Here is a 19,187-nt window from a genome sequence, read left to right as displayed (position 1 = left end):
CTACTCGGGTGGCTGGCCGGAGCCGGTGAGGCGCCGTTCCACCCGCTCGAGATTGTCCTGCGAGCCCAACAGTACCAGCACGTCGTTGGTCTGGACTTCGGTGGCAGCGCCTGGGTAGCGCTCACGCTTGTCATCACGAACCAGCGCCGTGACGGAGACATCGTCCCGCTCGGTATCCAGCTCCGAAAGGCTCTGGCCAATTGCCGGTGAGCCCTCGGACATCAGCACCGAATGCAATCGCTCCTGCTCCGATGCCTCCGGTTTGATACTGTCCAGCGTACCGCGAAACAGCTCCCTGAGCATGCGGTAGTGGCTGCTGCGCTGCTCCTGCAATCGCAGTGCCACCCGGTACAGAGGCACGCCCAGCGACTGCAGCGCGTGGGAAGTCAGCAGCATGCTCGCTTCCAGTGTCTCGGGTATGACCTCGGTGGCACCTGCCTTTCGCAGCTCCTCCACATGCTGCTGGTCCCGGGTACGAACCACTGCCGCCAGCTCGGGATTCAGGCGCTTGGCATTGCGCAGCGTCGCCAGCGCCGCCGGCCTGTCGTCATGGCTGATGACCAGTAGCGCCGCCCGCTCCACACCGACGTTTTCCAGCACCGTCAGGTCCGATGAGTCGCCATAGAACACCTGCTGCCCCGCCAGCCGCGCCTCCCTCACGATGGCCGGGTCCATATCCAGCGCCAGGTAGTCGAAGCCTTCGCTTTCGAGAAAACGGCTTACCGTTTGGCCGGTACGGCCAAAGCCGCAAATCACCACATGCCCCTGGCTCTCGGTAGGCTCGGACGGCGTCGGTACGTCGCCAGCCGGTTTCGCTCGGCCTCGTGAGCGGCCGAATGCCCATAGTGCCAAAGGTTGATTGAAGCGAATCAGCAGTGGCGCCAGGATCATCGAGAACAGCACGGCGTTGAGCACGATCTGCGCCGGCCGGCTGGCGATGACGTTGCCATCCAGGCCAATGGCCAACAGCGCGAAGCCGAACTCACCGCCGACGGCCAGCACCAGCCCGGTACGAAACGCCGTCTGGGGATCGACCCCCGAGAAACGTACGATCAGCGTGATCAGCACCACCTTTATGCCCAGCAGCCCCACCGCTCCCAGCAGCGCTTCGAGCCAGATATCGGGCAAAAGCGCGGGCTCGACCAGCATGCCAATACTGACGAAGAAGAGCCCAAGCAATACGTCGCGGAACGGACGAATGGTGGACTCGACCTGATGGCGGAACTCCGTGTCACCGAGCACCATGCCGGCAAGAAAGGCGCCGAACGCCATGGACAGCCCGAGCGTCTTGGTGGTCCAGGCGGATACCAGAGAGACGAACAACACCGTGAGGGTGAACAGCTCCGCCGAGCGCCGTTCGGCTACCAGGTGAAACAGAGGACGCAGCAGATACCTTCCCGACAGCAGCACGATAACGAACGCGAGGAAGGCCTTGGCCAGAGCCATCCCTAGCGCCCCTGCCACCTCATGCATGGCAGCTACACCCAACACCGGGATGATCACCACGAAAGGAACGGCAGTAATATCCTGGAAGACCGACATGGTAGTGCCGAGCCGCCCATGTCGCGCCTGACTCTCACCCTGCTCCAGCAACTGCTTGGTGATGATGGAGGTCGATGACTGGGCGAACACCGCTCCGACGACGAACGCCGCCGGCCCGGGCAACCCCAGCCACCAGGCGATCATTGACACTACCAGGGTAGTCAACGCCACCTGTGCCGTACCCAACCCGAGAATGGTATGGCGCAGCGCATAGATTTGCGGCAGGGAAAAGCTGAGGCCGATGGTGAAGAGCAGAAACACGATGCCGAACTCGGCGATGACGTCGATGTAGTCGTTGTCGATTACCGGGCCGGCCGTGTGGGCGCCCAGCATCACGCCGACTAGCAGATATCCCAGGCTAGGTGGGATCCTGAAGCGCTGAAAGACCAGCACGACCAATACCGTTGCACCAAGCAACAGCAGTAACTGCACCAGCGCCTGCTCAAGCATTCATTCGTTCCTGCTCATTGGATGGAGCGTCCCTGTGAAGTTGCTGAATGGGTATCATGATATTGAAATTCAACGTGTACGCATCAACCAGCGCGCCCAGAACGGCGCGAAGAGCATCAGCGCCACCATGCGCAGCAGGTGATGAAAGGCGACGAAGACGGGGTCGAGATCCAGCGCCACGGCGAGTATCGCCATCTCGCCGATACCGCCGGGGGCCAGCGCCAGCAGCGCCACGTCGCGGGGCACGCCGACCAGGCGGTGGATCAGTTCGGCGAAGCCTGCCAGCACCGCCAGCGCCAGCAGCGTGGCAATGAAGGCTTCGAACAGATAGCGTCCCAGCCTGGCGGAAGAGAGCCCGCGAAAACGCGAGCCGATGGCACAGCCGAGCACCCACAGCATGACATTCATACCCCAGTCCGGCAGGCGCAGGCTGGCAATGTCGAAGCCGGAGAGCAGACCGGCGAAGAGCAGCGGTGCGAGCAGCGTGTAACTGGGCAGGCGCAGCCAACGCCCCAGGGGAAACAGCAGCGGCAGAGCCAGCAGCATCCAGGCGGAGGCAAAGCCGTTCTCGATCTCCGCCGCCTGGGGCGCTGCGCCACCTTCGTAGGCCCAGAACAGCGGCGGCAGGATCATGATCACCAGCACGATACGCAGCGACTGGGCGATGGCGATACGCCGCGGATCGCCGCCGCACTTCTCCCCCATCAGGATCATCGCCGTCATCGCGCCGGGCGCCGAGGAGAACCAGGCGCTCATCGAATCGAAGCCGCAGCGCCGGTACCAGGCGGCGGCCACTGCCGTGGAAGCGGCCACGCCGAGCAGCAGCAGCGCCGCGGAAAGCGGCCAGTCGAGCACCCGCTGGGCCAGCTGTGGCGTCACCTGACTGCCCAGCACCAGGCCGAGCACGCCGATAAAGGCCTCGCGCAGCGGTTCGGGCACGCGCACGTCGCCGCCCTTCGCCGACATGATCAGGTTGGCCGTCAGCGGCCCCAGCATCCATGCCAGCGGCATGCCGATGAGGTGGAAAATCAGCCCACCCAGCGCCCCGATGGCCAGCGACCTGGCCAGTGCCCTCCCTTCGCTTCGCTCCACGCAGCTCCCTTCTGTTAACTGGCTAACTAAACGATTATGCCATAATGGCGGCCCCGCTTCTGGCTGCCACTCTTGCTGCATGAGGAACTATTGCATGCCCCGCCTCGATCAGCTGCTCGTTTCCCAGGGCCTGGCCCGCTCGCGAACCCGCGCCCAGCGGCTGATCCGCCATGGCCGGGTCAGCCTGGCGGAGAGCGGAAAAATACTCAGCAAGCCCGGTGAGAAGCTGCCCGAAGGGGTGCGTCTGGCGGTGACCGAAGACCCCGAGGAGCGCTACGTCTCACGGGCGGGGCTGAAGCTGGAGGCACTGGTCGCAGCGCTGGGACTCGAGCTGTCGGGCCGAGTGGTGCTCGACGTGGGGCAGTCCACCGGCGGCTTCACCGATTGTGCCCTGGCCTTCGGTGCGCGCCATGTTATCGGTATCGAAGTGGGCCACGGCCAGCTAGACCCGGAGCTGCGTGGCGACCCTCGCGTGACCTGCCTGGAGGGGCTCAATGCGCGGGCCATGCACGACGAGCCGCGCCTGCACGACGCCCTCGCCGCTCAGAGCGCCGCGGCCCCCGATATCGTCGTGATGGACGTCTCGTTCATTTCGCAGACGCTGATCCTGCCCGAGATCGCCCGACTGCTGCGCCCCGGCGGCGAACTGCTGAGTCTGGTCAAGCCGCAGTTCGAGGTGGGCCCGGGCGGGGTCAATTCACGCGGCATCGTCTCCGACCCGGCCCGCTACGGCGAGGTGGAAGCCACCGTTCGCGCCTGCTGCGCCGAGTACGGGCTTGACGTTCGCCACTGGCAGGAGAGCCCGCTGGCCGGCGGAGACGGTAACCGCGAGTTCCTGCTACACGCCGTCAAGCAGTGACGGCGTTGCTCAGCGTCCGCCATCCCCGCCGTCGCTGCCGCCGATATCGATATCGCCTGGGTCGCCCCCCGCGCCGGGCGGCGGATGATGGGAGGTCAGGCTTTGTCCCGGCGCCTGGCTCTGCACCTTCCTGGCCTCGCCATCCGCCCGGTGCAGCCATACGTCGAGCTGGTTGAAGGCGATGTCGATGTCATGCTCGGCGAACAGCTCGCCCACCCGGCAGTTGACCTCATCGGTGGCATAGAGCCGGTCGCCCAGCGCATTGACGAAGATGCGCAGCTCGAAGTTGAGGGTGCTCTCGCCGTAGTTCATGAAGAACACCTGGGGTTCGGGATCGCCCAGCACCCGCGGGTTCTCGTCCGCTGCCTGACGCAACAGACGATGCACCAGGCGCTGGTCGGAGCCGTAGGAGACACCGAAGGTCAGCACCACCCGGGTGACCGTGTCCGACAGCGACCAGTTGATCAGCTGATCGGTGACGAAGGTCTTGTTGGGAATGATGATTTCCTTGCGGTCGAAGTCGGTCACCGTGGTGGCACGAATGCGAATCCGGCTCACCGTACCGGTGAGGTTGCCCAGGGTGATGGTGTCGCCGATACGCATGGGCCGTTCGAACAGGATGATCAGCCCCGAGACGAAGTTGGCGAATATCTCCTGCAAACCGAAGCCCAGCCCCACGCCCAGCGCCGCCACCAGCCACTGAAGTTGGCTCCAGGCCACGCCCAGGGTGGCCAGCGCCACCACCAGCCCGGTGCCGACGATGGCATAGGAGAGCAGCGCCGAAATGGCGTAGGCACTGCCCTGCTTGAGTTCCAGCCGCGACAGCACCATCACCTCGAGCAGGCCCGGCAGGTTGCGCGCCATCACCAGGGTCAACACGAAGATCAGCAGCGCGGCGAAGACGTCGGCCAGCGACAGCGCACTGGTGACGAGTTCAGCGCCGACACCCTCGCTGGCCTCCCAGATCGCAATCTCGTTGAGGTAGCCCAGCACCGTCAGCAGGTCGGACCACACCAGGTAGAGCAGCACGGCGAAGCCGAGCAATAGAATCAGCTTGGAGAGACGCAGCGACTGCTGGTTGATCTGCTCCATGTCCAGCGGCGGTTCCTCTACCACTTCGAGCCCTCCTTCGGCGCCTTCCTGGGCCTGGGCACGACGGCGCATCAGCGCACGCCTGAATGCCAGCCGGCGTGCCGCCACCGCCAGGCCGCGCACCACCGTGGCCTCGACCAGGATCCACATCGCCAGCAGATAGAGCGTGATGACGAAGCGTCCGATCAGGCTCAGGGCGGTGTATTCGAAGCCCGACACGATCAGCCCCGCCAGCACCAGCGGCACACCGGCCATGAGCAGCCCCAGCACCAGGCGGAACAGCTTGACGCCGAAGAACGGGGTATGGGCCATGATCAGTCTGGCCAGCAGCACGCTCATGGCCAGCAGGCCGGTAATCAGCAACAGCAAGGCAATGGGCCGCGACGAGAGATCGATCTCGCCATCCAGCGCCAGTGTGGAAACCAGCAGTACCGGCACCAGGGCCACCACGACCCAGCCCAGCAGCCAGCGCAGCCGCGCCACGTAGCCCGAAGGCCAGTAGAAGTGCTTGGTCGCCACGCCATCGCGCACCAGCAGGCGACGAGACCAGGCAATGAAGCCCCAGGCCAGCGCCAGATGCAGGAATGCCTGCCCCAGGCCCGAGGCGATGCCCGAACCGATGGTCGATAGCGAAATGCCGATGCCGGCCAGCGTCAGCGGGCCGGGAAGCGCCAGCAGAGCGTTGAGGCCGACCGCCTGGGGCGTGTGGGCCTGGGAGTCGCTGCGCAGGCGACCGATCTGCTCGTGCAGCATGGCCAGGCGACGCTGAATGCGGCGGCGCAGCCCCAGCAGTAGGGCCGCCATGAAGACCAGCGGCGCACCGGACAGGGCGTCGACTCCCGGCATACGCCAGTGCACCGGCAGCACGCCGCGCCATTCACCGCGCTGCAACTCGTCGGCCACGTTCGCCGGAAGCTGGCGGAACCAGGCCAGGTCCAGAGGTCGGGTATTGGCGATCCAGAACAGCTGCTCATCGATGGTGGTACGCAGCTCACGGGTGGTTTCCAGCAGCTGCTGCTGATTGAGCTGCAGCTCGATGGCCGCACTCAGCAGGCTGCCGTAGGTCTGTTCGAGCTGATCGACGAGCTGACGGCGCGAGTGGTAGAGCCCCTGCAAGGATTCCACCAGCCCCTGAGTGACCTCGACACCGGCCTCTTCCAGACGCTGATTGGCCAGACGCTCGCTCTGGCGCAAGGCGTCGCGCTGGCGTACCAAGTCGAACTGGCGCAGGCGCAGGTCGGCGATTTCATCCTGCAGGCTGCGCCCGGGGTCGACCTGGGGCAGCGAGCGGCGCTGCTCGCGCAGAATGCGCGACAGCAACAGGCTGCCGCGAATGGCTTCTATCTGTTCATTCAAGCTGCGCTGTAGCTGACGCACGTGATCGAGCTGACTGCGTATGGCCAGGCTCTCGCGTACCAGGCCGTTGTGACGATCGTTGGCCCGCAGCAGTTCGAGGCTGAGCTCACGGTTGACGTTCTGAGCACGCTCCAGCACCGGGTGTCCGGCTTCGAGCAGGGGGTCGTCGCGAGCGGCATCGGCAATCGCCTGCTCCGAGGCGATGCGCCGCTGGCGGTCGATCACCCCCTGCAGCAGGGCCAGCTCGGACTCCTTGCGCGCAACCTGTTGGGTGATCAGGTCGCGGCGCTGCTGGGTCAGCTCCCGCAGCCGGGTATTGCTGCCCAGCTCACGCTGACGCAGCCTGAGCGTGCGCTCGGCAAGCCGTCGCTCCACTTGCAGCTGCCACAGCCGGGGCGAGTCCTCACCGACACCCTGCGCCTCCAGCGCATCCAGGGCGCGGCGGGTGCGCTCGGCCGTCTGCATCGCCTCGGCTATGGCCTGCTGGGCCCGCTCCGGCAGCGTCTGGGCCGCCAGCAACTGGGAGTTGACGTCGGCCAGGCGATCCTGCAGCTGCTGCAGCTCGAACACTGATTCCTGCTGGCGATACTCCAGCTCATCCAGCGGCGTGTCGTCGAGCTCGGCAATCGAGCGGTCGAGCTCAGCCTCCTCTTCCTGCAGCAGTTCCCGCTCCAGGCGCAGCAGCTCGGCGGGCGCACTTTCGAGCCGCTGCTCCAGCCCCTCGATCCGCTCCTCGATCCCTTGCAGCTGTTCCAGGGCACGCAGCGTCGCCTCGAGGGCCTCGACATCGCGCTGCTCGGCCTCGCTCAGGCTCTCTCCCTCTTCGGGACGCAGCTCGACCAGGCGCTCTTCCACTGCCTGGCGCTCGGGCAGGGCATCTTCCGCCAACGCCGATGTAATCAACAGAATCCAACAGCAGATCAGTAGACACAGCGCCTGGCTGGCACGTCGGAAGATACCGGCAGCGGAGTAAAGCGTGACGTTCACGAAATTCCTCGTAGCAGCGACCCTCGTCAGAACGAGGCTCAACTGGTGCAATAACATGACAATAGCGGCGCCAGCAGTTGACTTGCCAAGGCGACATGGTAGAAACGGAAGCTCAATGCCTCGCTTCGAGTTCCTCCATGACCATCCGTTCCCTTCTTTTCGCCAGCGCCGCCGTGCTAGGGCTGCTGCCCACCTCCGCCATGGGCGAGGCCGATGCCCAGCGACAAGCGCTCGAATCTCGCATCGAAGCGTTGAGCGGCGAGCTGGAGGCATTGCGGCTTCAGCTCGACGCTCTGCCACCAGAGGACGACCCCCTCTATGCCGAGGTGGATGACCCCGTGCTGGAAGAGATCGCCCAGCGCCGTCAGCTGGAGCGGGAATCAACGCGCAACCCGCTGGCCATTACCATGCACCGGCGAAATTACCTGTTTCCCCTGAGTTATACCACGCATCCTAACCAGGTGGCCTTTCGCGACGTCTATGCCGACGGCAGCCCCAACGATCTCGAGGTGAAGTTCCAGTTCAGCGCCAAGGTCAACCTGCTCGAAGACATCCTGGGCACCACCGGGGATCTCTACTTCGCCTACACCCAGCGCAGCTGGTGGCAGGCCTACAACACCGATGCCTCCTCGCCCTTCCGCGAGACCAACTACGAGCCTGAGGTGTTCGTCGATTTCGACAACACCTCGCGCTTCCTGGGTTGGACCAACACGCGCAACCGGGTGGCCTTCAATCACCTCTCCAACGGACGCTCGATGCCGCTTTCGCGCAGTTGGAACCGCATCTACCTGGAGAGCATCTTTCAACGCGGCGACTGGGCAGTGGCAGTGGCACCCCACTGGCGCATTCCCGAATCCGACGGTGACGACGACAATCCCGACATCGACCGCTACTGGGGCTATGGCGACGTGACCGTCGCGCGCCGTTTCAACGGCGACCAGGAGGCCAGCGTCATGGTGCGCGGCAACCCCAGCCCCGGCAACATGGGCACCCAGGTGGACTACTCCTGGCCCCTGTTCGGCAACATCCGCGGCCATGTCCAGTACTTCTACGGGTACGGCGAGAGCATGATCGACTATGACCACCGCAACCAACGCATCAGCGTCGGCTTCAGCGTCAATCCGCTGTTCACCGGCGCCGGTGGCGTGCGCTGACTTGCCACAGGAGCAGCGTTGATCTCATATCAGCGAGTGCTATGCTGAGGCTGTCATTCATCGTCAGAGGAAGACTGTCATGGCAACGCGCACCCCGCATACCGATGAAACCACTCGGCAACTCAAGGAAGACCTGCACCAGCTCACCCGCACCATCGAGGAGCTGGTGCACGCCACCGCCGACGATTCCCGCAGCAACATCAAGGAACTGCGCGAGCGCGCCGAACAGCGGCTGAAGGACACCCGCGACCGACTCGAAGCCCGCGGTGAGCGGCTCTATGGCGAAGCACGCGACACCATGCACCAGCAGGCCGACGCCTGCGACCGCTACGTGCACGAGAATCCCTGGACCAGCATCGGCATCGGCGCTGCGGTGGGCGTCGTCATCGGCATGCTCATCGGACGCCGTTGATGGCTGCAAGCGAAGGACCGGCGCAACGCCTGTTCAGCATCGCCAAGCGAATTCTGGCCAATCTGGTGGCGACGGGCGAGACGCGTTTGCGCCTCGCCGTTCTCGAACTCGAAGAGGAGCGCGCCCGCCTCGTCACGCTGCTGCTGATGCTCGGGCTCAGCCTGCTGCTGCTGCTGCTGGGCCTGGGCATGCTGACCCTGCTGGTGGTGGTACTGTTCTGGGACACCCACCGCCTGGCCGCCATCGGCATCAGCGCTCTGGTGCTGCTGGGTAGCGGCATCGGCATGGCACTCTGGGGCATGCGCCTGGCGCGCCGCCATACCCTGCTCAAGGAGACACTGGCTCAGCTCGCGCTGGACCGTCACCTGATGGAGGAGCCGCGTGACACGCCGCAACGTTGACGCCTCAATACCCGCTGCCGCGAGCCGTGCCCAGCGCAAGGCCGAACTCATCGCCGCCATCGAACGGCAGCGTATCGACCTGCTGGTGGAAGCGGAGCGCTGGAAGCACGGCACCCTGGGGCTCAATGCCGGCTGGCAGCAGCTGGAGAGTCTCAAGCCCTTCATCAAGCACTACCGGGGAGCGGCTTATCTGGCCGGGGGCGCCCTGCTGGTCGCTGGCTTGCGTCATCCTCGTATGCTCGTTCGGCTGACCAGGCAAATCGCTGCCGGCGCCCTGCTGCTGCATCGGGCAAGGCACCTGCTGGAGCGGGTTCGCTGAGCACCTAGGATTAGTCAAACGGAACAGGGCTTCGAAGGGCGGCTTAGGCTTCGAAAGGCGGATTAGGCTTTGTACGAAAAGTCGGCGAGCGAAGGCACTTTTCGCAGAGCCTAGAGCTGCGCTTCGGCCCTATGCCTATGCTTTCCCCCGCTCGGCACCCATCGCATCCAGCTCTCGCCACGCTTCAAGCGCTTGTCGATGAACTGACGCGTCTTGCGCTGCCCTTCGCTGGTATCCCTTGCCCACACCGCCAGCGCCGCCACGAACAGGCTGGTCAAGACCACCTCTTCGAGCTGAGCGCGACGCGTGCCGTAGCGGGCTTCCAGACGTGCCGCCTCGCGCAGCCATTGCACGGTGCGCGACAGATCGAACACCAACGGTACCCAGGTGTGCGGATGCGGCAGATGCGCCTTGGTCCTGAGCATCTGCACGGTAACCCGGCGATGGGCGGCGAAGGTGTCGAACCAGGCCTGCAGGCAGTGCTCGATGCGCACCCGCTCCGGCCAGTCATCGAAGGTTTCCGGCTTTTCCGCCAGCATGGCGCGCCAGCCCCGCTGGAACCACGCATTCGCGACGGCATCCATGTCGCGAAAGCGTTCCAGCACCACTGACATCGGCAGCTCCAGGTTGCGTGCCACATCCGAGAGCCGCACCGCCTGCCAGCCGCGCTCCTCGGCCTGACGCACGGCCTCGTCGACGACGAGATCGGCAAATGCAGAGGCTTCGGACCGGGAAGAGTCCTGGATCGCGATCATGGTCATGGGTGGCCCTCGGCTTCCAGCATGGTTCTGCTTGCAGCATAGCCCGGTTTACGGGTGACGCCATCAGGCCGCCCGCTCCAGATAGTGGATGCAGAATAGCGCATCGCGATCGGTCCAATGCGCACACGGCTCGAACCCGGCGCGCCCCGCCAGCTCGACAAATCCGGCCACGCTGTACTTGTAGGAATTTTCGGTGTGAAGGCTCTCGCCCTCGGCGAAGAAGAAACGCTCCTCGGCCAAGCGAATGGCCTGGTCGCAGCGACTCACCAGATGCATTTCGATGCGCGATTCGACTTCATTGTAGAAGGCCAGATGGTGAAACCGCGACGGCTCCACCTCGGCCTCGAAATCACGGCGCAGCCGCTCCAGTAAATTGAGGTTGAAGGCCGCCGTGATGCCGGCAGCATCGTTGTAGGCGGCGTTAAGTATCGCCCGATCCTTGATCAGGTCGACACCGATCAACAGCCCGCCGCCGGGTGGGAGCAGCTGCGCCAGCCCCACCAGGAACGCCTCGGCCTCTGCGGGGGTGAAGTTACCGATGCTCGAGCCGGGAAAGAACGCCACCGGACGCTCTCCCGACAGCCCCTCGGGCCAGCACATCGGCTGCGAGAAATCGGCGCAGGCCGCATGCACCTCCAGCCAGGGGTAGTCGGTGGCCAGGCGGCGCGTGCTGTCGAGCAGAAAGTCCCGTGAAATGTCCACGCCCAGATAGCAGGCCGGATGCAGCGCCTCGAGCAGCAGCCGCACCTTGCGGCTAGCGCCGCTGCCCAGCTCGATCAGGGTCGCGTCGCGCCCCACCACCTCGGCGATCTCCCTTACGGCAGCACGCAAAATCGCCTCTTCCGTGCGGGTGGGATAGTACTCGGGCTGCTCGCAGATGGCGTCGAACAGCTCCGAGCCGCGGCGATCGTAGAAGAACTTGGGCGAGGTGTATTTCGGCGTGGCGGCAAGCCCAACCATCAGCTCCTGGCTCAGCGAACCCGCCGCCGCCGGTGAGTGCTGGTCGTGAAAAGTGACGAACGGGTCCATGTCATGCCTCCCTGGCCAGGCGGAAACCTGAGAACGCCCAGCGGGCGTGGGGTGGGAAGAAGTTGCGGTAGGTCGGGCGAATGTGATCGCTCGGCGTGGCGCAGCAGCCCCCACGCAGCACCATCTGTCCCGACATGAACTTGCCGTTGTACTCGCCCAGGGTGCCGGGCAGCGCCCGAAATCCCGGATAGGGCCTGTAGGCGCTGCCGGTCCACTCCCATACGTCGCCGAACAGTTGAGCCGCGGCACTGCCCCGCGCCGCGGCGGCCACCGGCTGCAGGTGGTCGCTCTCGACGAAATTGCCGCCCATGGATGCGTCCCGGGCCGCCACCTCCCACTCCGCCTCGCTCGGCAGCCGCGCCCCGGCCCAACGCGCATAGGCATCGGCCTCGAAGAAGCTCACGTGCACCACCGGCGCCTGCGGGTCGACCGGCCGCAGTCCGCCCAGGGTGTAGTGGTACCAGCCCTCTTCGCGCTTCACCCAATACAGCGGCGCCTGCCAGCCGGCCTGGCCGACCTGCTGCCAGCCATCGGAGAGCCACAGCGCCGGGCGGGTATAGCCGCCGTCTTCGATGAAGGCCAGGAACTCGGCGTTGGTCACCGGGCGATTGGCCAGTTGAAACGCCTCGAGAAACTGCCGGTGCACTGGCCCTTCGTTGTCATAGGCGAAGCCCGTTTGCAGGTCGTGGCCGATCTCGCGGACGCCGTCGGCATGCTCGAGCCAGGCCAGCTCGCCCGGGAGCTCCGTCGGCGGTGGCGCCAGGTCGTCGCGGTAAGCCGGGCACAGCGGGTTCTGGGCCAGGATGTGCTTGATGTCCATGAGCAGCAGCTCCTGGTGCTGCTGTTCATGGTGCAGCCCCAGCTCGACGCGGCGGACGATCTCCTCGGCATGCTCGGGTGGCGGCGACTCGAGCAGCTCCATCATGGCCGCATCTACATGGGCACGGAAGCGGTACACCTCGGCCACCGTGGGGCGCGACAGCGTGCCGCGATTCGGCCGCGGAAAGGGCACGCCGTGAGTCTCGTAATAGGAGTTGAAGAGGTGGTCGTAGATGGGGTCGAGAGGTCGGTAGCGGGGCTGGAAGGGAACGAGAATGAACGCTTCGAAGAACCAGGTGACGTGGGCGAGATGCCACTTCGGCGGGCTGACGTCATCCATGCTCTGGATCACGTAGTCCTCGGTGCACAGCGGCTCGCACAGCCGCTCCGATGCCTGGCGTATGCGCTGGTAGCGTCTCAGCCACTCCTTGGTGTGCAGGGTATCGGGCGTATCCAACTGCTGGGGGGAGGCCAACTCATGAGCTAAGGGGGGCATGGCGCACTCCTGTGACGAGCCACATCCGTGACGAACCATCCAGACGACCAGTTCTATCCAGCGTAGCAAGGCTGCCCCAGGCCACCGGTTACGTTAGGTAAGGTTTTGTCGCGTTCCCTTCAATTGCTACAGAGAGCCCCCACAGGCCACCCCCGAGGCCCAGGCCCACTGGAAGTTGTAACCGCCGAGCTCGCCGGTCACGTCGAGCACTTCGCCGATGAAGCGCAGCTGCGGCAGTCCGTCGACGCTGAAGTCCTTCGATGAGATCGCCGTGGTGTCCACGCCGCCCAAGGTCACCTCGGCGGTACGCCAGCCCTCGGTTCCTGCGGGCTTGAGCCGCCAGGCCCCCAGGCGCTCCTGCCAGGCCTCGATGCGGGAGTTGGAGAGCTCGGCCAGGGTGGGGTCTTCGCCGTGCCACTCCACCAGCGCCTGGGCCAGACGGCGCGGCAGGCGCTCGCCCAGCCAGGTGGAGAGCTGACGCCGCGGTGCCGCCTGGCGTGCCTCGGCAAGCGCGTCGGCAATCTCGAGCCCGGGCAGCAGATCGATCTCCAGTTCGTCGCCGGGCTGCCAATAGCTGGAGATCTGCAGCATTCCGGGGCCGGAAAGGCCGCGGTGGGTGAACAGCATAGGCTCACGATAGCGCCGCTGCCGCCCCGGCCCCAGACGCCGGCCGTCGCGTAGCGCGCTCACCGCCACATCGCAGCTCACCCCGGCCAGCTCGGCCGCCCGCTCCTTCCACTGCGAGGTCAGGGTGAACGGCACCAGTGCCGGACGCGTCTGCGTCACGCCGAGGCCGAACTGACGGGCAATGTCATAGCCGAAACCGGTAGCGCCCATGGTGGGGATCGAGAGTCCGCCCGTAGCGATCACCACCGCGCCCGCTTCGATGCGGCCCGCCGAAGTGGCCAGCCGCATGCCCTCTCCCGCTCTCTCGATGCGCTCCACGCTCGTCTTCAAGCGCAGCTCCACCCCGGCCCACTCGCACTCGGTGAGCAGCACGTCGAGCAGCTCCTTGGCCGAATGCGCGCAGAACAGCTGGCCCGGCGCTTTCTCCACGTACTCCACGGCGTGGCGCTCCACCAGCTCGACGAAGTGCTCGGGGCGGTAGCGCTTGAGCGCCGAAATGCAGAAGTGTGGATTGGCAGAGAAGAAGTTGGCCGGGCCGGTGGCCAGATTGGTGAAGTTGCAGCGCCCGCCGCCCGACATGAGGATCTTCTTGCCAGGCTTGTTGGCATGGTCGAGTACCAGCACACGCCGCCCGGCGTAGCCCGCCGTGAGAGCACACATCAGTCCGGCGGCGCCCGCGCCGATCACCACCACATCCGCTTGCATGCTCACCTGCGTCGCCCACCGGGTTGCCACTTCGAAGCTGCGCATTCTAGCAGCTGTAAGCGGGCAAACCCACGGCGGGAGGATCGCCGCCTCGTTAGTGTGCTAGGTTTACTGAGCCAACAGAAGAAACATCATTCCAATAAGTTAGAGGCTTGACGATGACGTATCCGAAGAAGGCACTGTTGACCAGCTCCGTTGCCCTGGCATCACTGCTGGCCGTAGGAGCAACTGCCGTAAATGCCGACGACTTTCCCAGCCAGCCGCTCACCATGGTGATCGGCTTCGGCGCGGGCGGCAGCACCGACATCCAGGGCCGGGTATTGGCCAACGTGCTGGAAGAGGAACTGGGCCAGCCGGTCAACGTGGTGAACCAGCCCGGGGCCGGCATGGGAGTGGCCCTGACCCGCCTGACCAACAATACCGACGATGGCTATACCTTCCTCTATGGCCCCTCCTCGCCGCTGACCTTCGCCCCGCTGGCGATGGAGACCGACTATGAGCTGGACGATTTCCGCTATGTCGGTGCGGTCTCCCTGGCCCAGGCCGGCTTCGTCACCGGCGAGAATCGCCCCTTCGGCGACAGCTGGGAGGAGCTGGTGGAATACGCGCGCGAGAACCCTGGCGTGAGCTATGCCACCCAGACCGCTCAGGACCGGCTCATCATTGACTATATTGCCGAACAGGAAGGACTCGATCTGCGCATCGTGCCTACCGAAGGCGGCGCCGGCATGGCACCGCTGATTCTCTCCGGCGACGTCGATTTCGCCTACAGCGGCGGCACCCACTCGGGCTATGCCGACAGCGGCGAGATGCCGGTGTTGCTGAGCCTGGCTGCCGATCGCCTGGTGGCATTTCCCGATGCCCCCACCCTGGTGGAAGCCGGCTACGACATCACACCGGGCGACATCCTGATGGCCGTGCTGCCGCATGACGTATCCGATGAGCGTGCCGAGCGGCTGGCCGAGGCCCTCGAGGCGGCCACCCAGGACGAGCGCTTCATCGAAGTGACCGAAGAGCGCTTGCTGCTGCCGGTACAGTACATGAACGAGGAAGAACTCACCGACACCCTATACGAGCAGCGCGATGCTTTCGCCGCACTGATCGAAGAGATGGGCGGCGTGGAAGAGTGACTGACCCACGAGACCGGCTCCTCGGAGCCGGTCTTATTGACTAGAAAAGTAATACTTCAGCCTGAGAAATATCACCCAGATATTTCCTCGCCATCTATTACATTGGCTAAGACAACCCATCACAAAAGGTTACACGCCGACATTACTAATAAACAAGAGCAAAGTAGGCCTCAAGAACTAAAACACATAAAGTAACATACGCAAGGGACTCAGGAGGGACACCGCTCATGTCCGCTCACGCCTACGTACTCATCGTATTACGCACACTGAATGAGCCTGAAGAAAGAGACTATGTGGTTGCACTAAGGCAAAAGGGTTATCGCATCGAGTTCGTCGGGGCAGAGCAGGACCCGCTTCCGATTCTGCTCTCTAATCCCCCCATCGTTGCCTGCTTCGAGTATGACTACCCTGACCTGAAGGGCCTTACCGATCTCAGACAAGCCAAGCAGCACGCGGCCTCGGTGCCCCTGCTGATGATCACCCAAGCACACTCGGAAAGCCTGGCGGTGTGGGCCTTTCGCACTCGAGTTTGGGACTACTTCGTACAGCCCGTCGACCTGGCCAGGTTCATAGGCGTGGTGGCCAGCCTTGCTCAGTTACGATCGCTCAATCCCGGCTCGCAAGAACGTAAACAGGCGACCGCCGTCGTCAATAGGATTCCGCCCGAAGCGCGCTTGCGCTGCTGCACGACCAGCAGCCAGCAGATCCAACTGGAGCGGGCCATCAGCTATATCGAGCAGCATTTGTACCAGAAGCTGGCCCAGGCGGAAGTGGCAGCGCAGTGCGGTATCACCTCGTTTCAACTCAGCCGACTGTTTCGCAAGCTCACCGGCAACACCTTCCAGGGATTCCTGCTCGAGCGGCGCATCGACGAAGCCAAGCGATTGCTGGCCAATCCTCGCACGTCCATCACCGATGTCTGCTTCAGCGTCGGCTTTCGCGATCTCTCCTACTTCACGCGAACTTTTCAGAAGCATGTCGGCCATACGCCGACACACTACCGTCAGCGCTTGCACCTTCAGCCACCCGCCAGCGCCGCTGTAGTGGAACCGATGCCGATAAATCCTTACGACAAGCTGACCCCGGCCTCTCGCCCCTTGATCAGCACCAACCAACTGCAAGACTCAACCTGCCCTCAGGTAGTCTCGCCCTGAGCCACGGGAGAACAAGGCGAAAACGATGGCGCCGGCTCTCGCCGGCGCCAGTGTGACTGCCCCACCAACTAATCCACCAGGACGGGTATCTGCGCCAGAATGCCGAAGTTCTCGCCCCCCGTCTGACCTTTGGGATCGTGATAGCTGCAGCTGGGCAGGAAGTAGATGCTCTTCTGCTGCCAGCCACTCTGCTGTGGCTGAGAGTTCCAGTGGGCCATGCTCCCATTGGCCTTGCGCAAGTTGAAGGTATTCACGAAGCTGTTCCAGCGATCCACGCCGCTGGTACTGCTATGGCTCCAGGTGCCTGGCGAGGTGCCGCCGCTGTTTTCCGGCGGCAGCTGCATTTGTTGGGGCGCCCGCTGGTCGATCTGGTTGGCTTGATCGTTCATCCATACGATGTTGACGGTCACGGCACCGATCAGCGGATTGCTCGGCGCAACACCCGAATCGCAGTCGATCACCGGCAGCGTCAGGGTCCAGACGCTCTGCTTGCCAGTCTTCTCCACCCAGCAGTCATAGAGATCGCCGAAGGCTGAGTTGACCTGACCGTTGTTGGTGGCGATGTTCTCACCGAAGCGCAGCTCATTGGGGTTGCCATCGCCGCATACCAACGACCTCAGCTCGCTGGCGCTGGATGCTCCGCTGTGATTGTGCTTGAAATTGGTCCAGCCACCGGTCTGGTCGCCCTCGGGGATGAAGCGGCCCACGCTACATGAGTAGTTGCCCGAAGGGTCCACCAGCGCCTGTCGGCACAAGGCGATGGGCTGGTCCACGTCCTCCGGGCGCAGGTTACCGGCGAAGCCGATGTAGGCCACCGAGCGCGCCGTCACGTCGTAGCCCTCGAAGCCGAAGATACGCCCAAAGAAGGCCGCCACCTGGCTCTGCTGGCGGGCCGTCACCACTTCCACGGCGTTGATGAAATTGGGGTCGCTATCGAGATCCTCGGCGGTACGACCGAACAGATCCACCGGATCGAGGGAGTCATTTGGGGTGAAAGTGCGCGTGGCGAAGCTCCAGTGGCCACGCAGCGCACTCAACACCTCGACTGCCTCCTTCTGGCTGTCGTTGGCCATGGCCGCATCGGTGGCTATCTGGTTGGCATCCGCATTGACCGAGCTGCCATCGGCGGTATACAGCATCCGAGCGCCGGCCAGGGAGCCGGCATCGGCAGCGTTGTGCAGCTCGTTTCTGGCCACGTAGAGATTGCTGCCATCCACCGCCAGGGCAGTGAAGGCCAGCAGCATGAACAGACCGACGGCCAACAGCACGATGGAAACCCCGCGCTGGCGCTGCGGCGAGCCGTAACGGCCGCGCCTTACGTTGCGAACGTTCATCTCATTCCGCCCTCATCACGGTGGTGGCATTGAGTTCGAGCACGTTGCCCAGGGTACCGATGAAACCGGGCAGCAGCAGGAACTGGTAGGGGTAGTCGACGCTGACCACGATCTCGTCGCCGGAATCGAAGCGGCCGTTGCCGTTGCGGTCGATGCGCTGGATGTCGATGGTCATGCTCGCCGGCCCGCCCAGCGAGATCAGGTACTGTTCGGCATAGTTGCGGATGGCCTGTTCGATGGCGGCGTTCTCGTTCCCGTTGTCGCGCGGTTCGGGCCGGAACAGGATGCCGGTTCTGGCTCCTTCGCGGCTGGCGTTGGTCAGCGTTGCCTTGTCGAACAGCGCGACGCTGAATTCGATGATGCCGAACAGCAGGATGAACAGCAGTGCCGCCGAAATCGCGAACTCCACCACCTCCGAGCCGCGCTGCCGGCGCGCCGAGCGTATTGCTTTCATGCCTGGCCCTCCCTGCTCGGGAAGCGCTCCGGTCATGACGATGCCGGAACGCTGCCCGGGCGATCAGTTGATGACCTCGCCTCCATTACGACGGATCAATTGATCCAGACTGCGGGCGTTCTCGCTGGCGGTGACGTAGTAGGCCGGCGAAAGCCGCATGGCTTCCTCGAAGAAGCCCAGGGCATCCTGATAGCGCCCCTCGAGCATCGAGATGTAGCCGATGTCGTTGTAGGCCTTGGCCCGGTCGCCGCCTCTGGCCACCGCCTCGATGGCGGTGTCGTAGTCGCCCTCGCGGGCGTGCACCAGCCCCAGGTTGCGCCAGGCCAGGTCATAGTTGGGATTGGCGTTGAGCGCCTGGCGCAGTGCCTGACGCGCCCCCGGCAGGTCGCCGGCCAGGTAGCGTGAGTAGCCCTGGTTGTTGAGCACCAGCGGCGTTCTCGGGTTCGTCTCCAGGGCCCGCGCATAGTGGCCTTGTGCCGTGGCGTGGTCGGCGCGCATGTCGGCGATAACCCCCAGGGCGTTGTGGGTCTGCCAGGGTGCATCGCGCCGCGCCGCGATTGGCGCCAGTAACCGCTCGGCCTGGTCATAGTCGCGCTGCTGGATCAGGATGATGCCAAGCGCGGTGCCGGCACCGGGATGGCGCGGATCGATCTCCAGCACCCAGCGATAGGCCATGTCGGCCAGTTCATGGTTGCCGCGACCGTGGTGGATGATGCCGACCCGGTACAACGCTTCGGCCTGGGGGCGCCGCTCCATGCGCAACCCGCGCAGGTACTCGAACAGCGCGCGATCGGCGTCGCCGGCACGCAGGGCGGCCTCGCCGTTGCGGTAGGCCTCCTCGGGAGACCCCACCGGGAAGGCGGTACCATAGGCGACCGACGACCCACCGGCGCCCAGCGCACCGTAGACGTCGCTCTCCTGGGACATACCCCCTCCGGTGGCAGCGCAACCGGCCAGTGCCAGGGACAGCGTGGCAACGGCGCAGGCCGCACGGCATCGTGTAGTGATTTTCAT

At 64.6% G+C, this 19,187-nt stretch carries 17 protein-coding genes; 7 read left to right on the top strand and 10 right to left on the bottom strand.

Features of this window, described 5'->3' with window-relative positions; all coding sequences use genetic code 11:
- The gene (locus tag B8115_RS11155) at positions 1-1,992 is read right to left on the bottom strand and encodes a monovalent cation:proton antiporter family protein (RefSeq protein WP_010627878.1); all 1,992 of its coding nucleotides are present in this window, start codon (positions 1,990-1,992) and stop codon (positions 1-3) included.
- A gap of 69 nt (positions 1,993-2,061) precedes the next feature.
- Positions 2,062-3,084: an AbrB family transcriptional regulator gene (locus tag B8115_RS11150; RefSeq protein WP_010627877.1), complete on the bottom strand. Its 1,023-nt coding sequence runs from the start codon at positions 3,082-3,084 to the stop codon at positions 2,062-2,064.
- A 94-nt stretch (positions 3,085-3,178) separates the two neighbouring features.
- Here B8115_RS11150 and B8115_RS11145 point away from each other — a divergent pair, with 94 nt between their 5' ends.
- Positions 3,179-3,943, top strand: coding sequence for a TlyA family RNA methyltransferase (locus B8115_RS11145; RefSeq protein ID WP_010627876.1), 765 nt, complete (start codon positions 3,179-3,181; stop codon positions 3,941-3,943).
- Between the two features lie 9 nt (positions 3,944-3,952).
- On the opposite strand, the gene mscK is transcribed toward B8115_RS11145, so the two are convergent.
- A complete protein-coding gene (gene mscK, locus B8115_RS11140; protein ID WP_010627875.1) occupies positions 3,953-7,378 on the bottom strand; it encodes a mechanosensitive channel MscK in 3,426 nt (1,141 codons plus the stop codon).
- A gap of 137 nt (positions 7,379-7,515) precedes the next feature.
- On the opposite strand from mscK, the gene B8115_RS11135 reads away from it, so the two are divergent.
- The 4 genes from B8115_RS11135 (at position 7,516) to B8115_RS11120 (ending at position 9,664) form a co-directional block, all read left to right on the top strand.
- Positions 7,516-8,532, top strand: a complete 1,017-nt coding sequence (locus tag B8115_RS11135) for a phospholipase A (RefSeq protein ID WP_010627874.1) — start codon at positions 7,516-7,518, stop codon at positions 8,530-8,532.
- 79 nt (positions 8,533-8,611) lie between these two features.
- The gene (locus B8115_RS11130) at positions 8,612-8,944 is read left to right on the top strand and encodes a YqjD family protein (protein WP_010627873.1); all 333 of its coding nucleotides are present in this window, start codon (positions 8,612-8,614) and stop codon (positions 8,942-8,944) included.
- Positions 8,944-9,345, top strand: coding sequence for a phage holin family protein (locus B8115_RS11125; RefSeq protein WP_010627872.1), 402 nt, complete (start codon positions 8,944-8,946; stop codon positions 9,343-9,345). Before B8115_RS11130 ends, B8115_RS11125 begins: the two co-directional genes overlap by 1 nt.
- Positions 9,326-9,664, top strand: coding sequence for a YqjK family protein (locus tag B8115_RS11120; RefSeq protein ID WP_010627871.1), 339 nt, complete (start codon positions 9,326-9,328; stop codon positions 9,662-9,664). Before B8115_RS11125 ends, B8115_RS11120 begins: the two co-directional genes overlap by 20 nt.
- A gap of 110 nt (positions 9,665-9,774) precedes the next feature.
- Here B8115_RS11120 and B8115_RS11115 read toward each other — a convergent pair whose 3' ends face one another.
- The 4 genes from B8115_RS11115 to B8115_RS11100 all read right to left on the bottom strand — a co-directional run bounded on the left by B8115_RS11115 (position 9,775) and on the right by B8115_RS11100 (position 14,101).
- On the bottom strand, positions 9,775-10,425 hold the full coding sequence (locus B8115_RS11115; RefSeq protein WP_010627870.1) for a COQ9 domain-containing protein: 651 nt from the start codon (positions 10,423-10,425) through the stop codon (positions 9,775-9,777).
- 63 nt (positions 10,426-10,488) lie between these two features.
- Entirely contained in the window at positions 10,489-11,454 is a 966-nt protein-coding gene (gene egtD, locus B8115_RS11110; RefSeq protein ID WP_010627869.1) for an L-histidine N(alpha)-methyltransferase, read from the bottom strand.
- 1 nt (position 11,455) lies between these two features.
- The gene (gene egtB / locus B8115_RS11105) at positions 11,456-12,769 is read right to left on the bottom strand and encodes an ergothioneine biosynthesis protein EgtB (protein ID WP_010627868.1); all 1,314 of its coding nucleotides are present in this window, start codon (positions 12,767-12,769) and stop codon (positions 11,456-11,458) included.
- Between the two features lie 126 nt (positions 12,770-12,895).
- Positions 12,896-14,101 carry an NAD(P)/FAD-dependent oxidoreductase gene (locus tag B8115_RS11100; protein ID WP_026038053.1) on the bottom strand — a complete coding sequence of 402 codons (1,206 nt, stop codon included), beginning with the start codon at positions 14,099-14,101 and terminating at the stop codon, positions 12,896-12,898.
- A 158-nt stretch (positions 14,102-14,259) separates the two neighbouring features.
- Between B8115_RS11100 and B8115_RS11095 the strand changes: the two genes are divergently transcribed.
- Together B8115_RS11095 and B8115_RS11090 are read left to right on the top strand one after the other, a co-directional pair.
- Entirely contained in the window at positions 14,260-15,231 is a 972-nt protein-coding gene (locus tag B8115_RS11095) for a tripartite tricarboxylate transporter substrate binding protein (RefSeq protein ID WP_010627866.1), read from the top strand.
- Between the two features lie 227 nt (positions 15,232-15,458).
- The gene (locus B8115_RS11090) at positions 15,459-16,385 is read left to right on the top strand and encodes a DNA-binding response regulator (RefSeq protein WP_010627865.1); all 927 of its coding nucleotides are present in this window, start codon (positions 15,459-15,461) and stop codon (positions 16,383-16,385) included.
- A 68-nt stretch (positions 16,386-16,453) separates the two neighbouring features.
- On the opposite strand, the gene B8115_RS11085 is transcribed toward B8115_RS11090, so the two are convergent.
- The 3 genes from B8115_RS11085 to B8115_RS11075 form a co-directional block, all read right to left on the bottom strand.
- Entirely contained in the window at positions 16,454-17,719 is a 1,266-nt protein-coding gene (locus tag B8115_RS11085) for a TadG family pilus assembly protein (RefSeq protein WP_010627864.1), read from the bottom strand.
- A gap of 1 nt (position 17,720) precedes the next feature.
- Positions 17,721-18,173: a TadE/TadG family type IV pilus assembly protein gene (locus B8115_RS11080; protein WP_010627863.1), complete on the bottom strand. Its 453-nt coding sequence runs from the start codon at positions 18,171-18,173 to the stop codon at positions 17,721-17,723.
- 63 nt (positions 18,174-18,236) lie between these two features.
- Positions 18,237-19,187, bottom strand: coding sequence for a lipopolysaccharide assembly protein LapB (locus B8115_RS11075; RefSeq protein WP_051004628.1), 951 nt, complete (start codon positions 19,185-19,187; stop codon positions 18,237-18,239).

It is taken from the genome of Halomonas sp. KM-1 (genome assembly GCF_000246875.1).
Taxonomy (GTDB): domain Bacteria; phylum Pseudomonadota; class Gammaproteobacteria; order Pseudomonadales; family Halomonadaceae; genus Halomonas; species Halomonas aerodenitrificans.
Note: the sequence above shows the minus strand (reverse complement) of the source record. Positions and strands in the feature narration are given on the sequence as shown.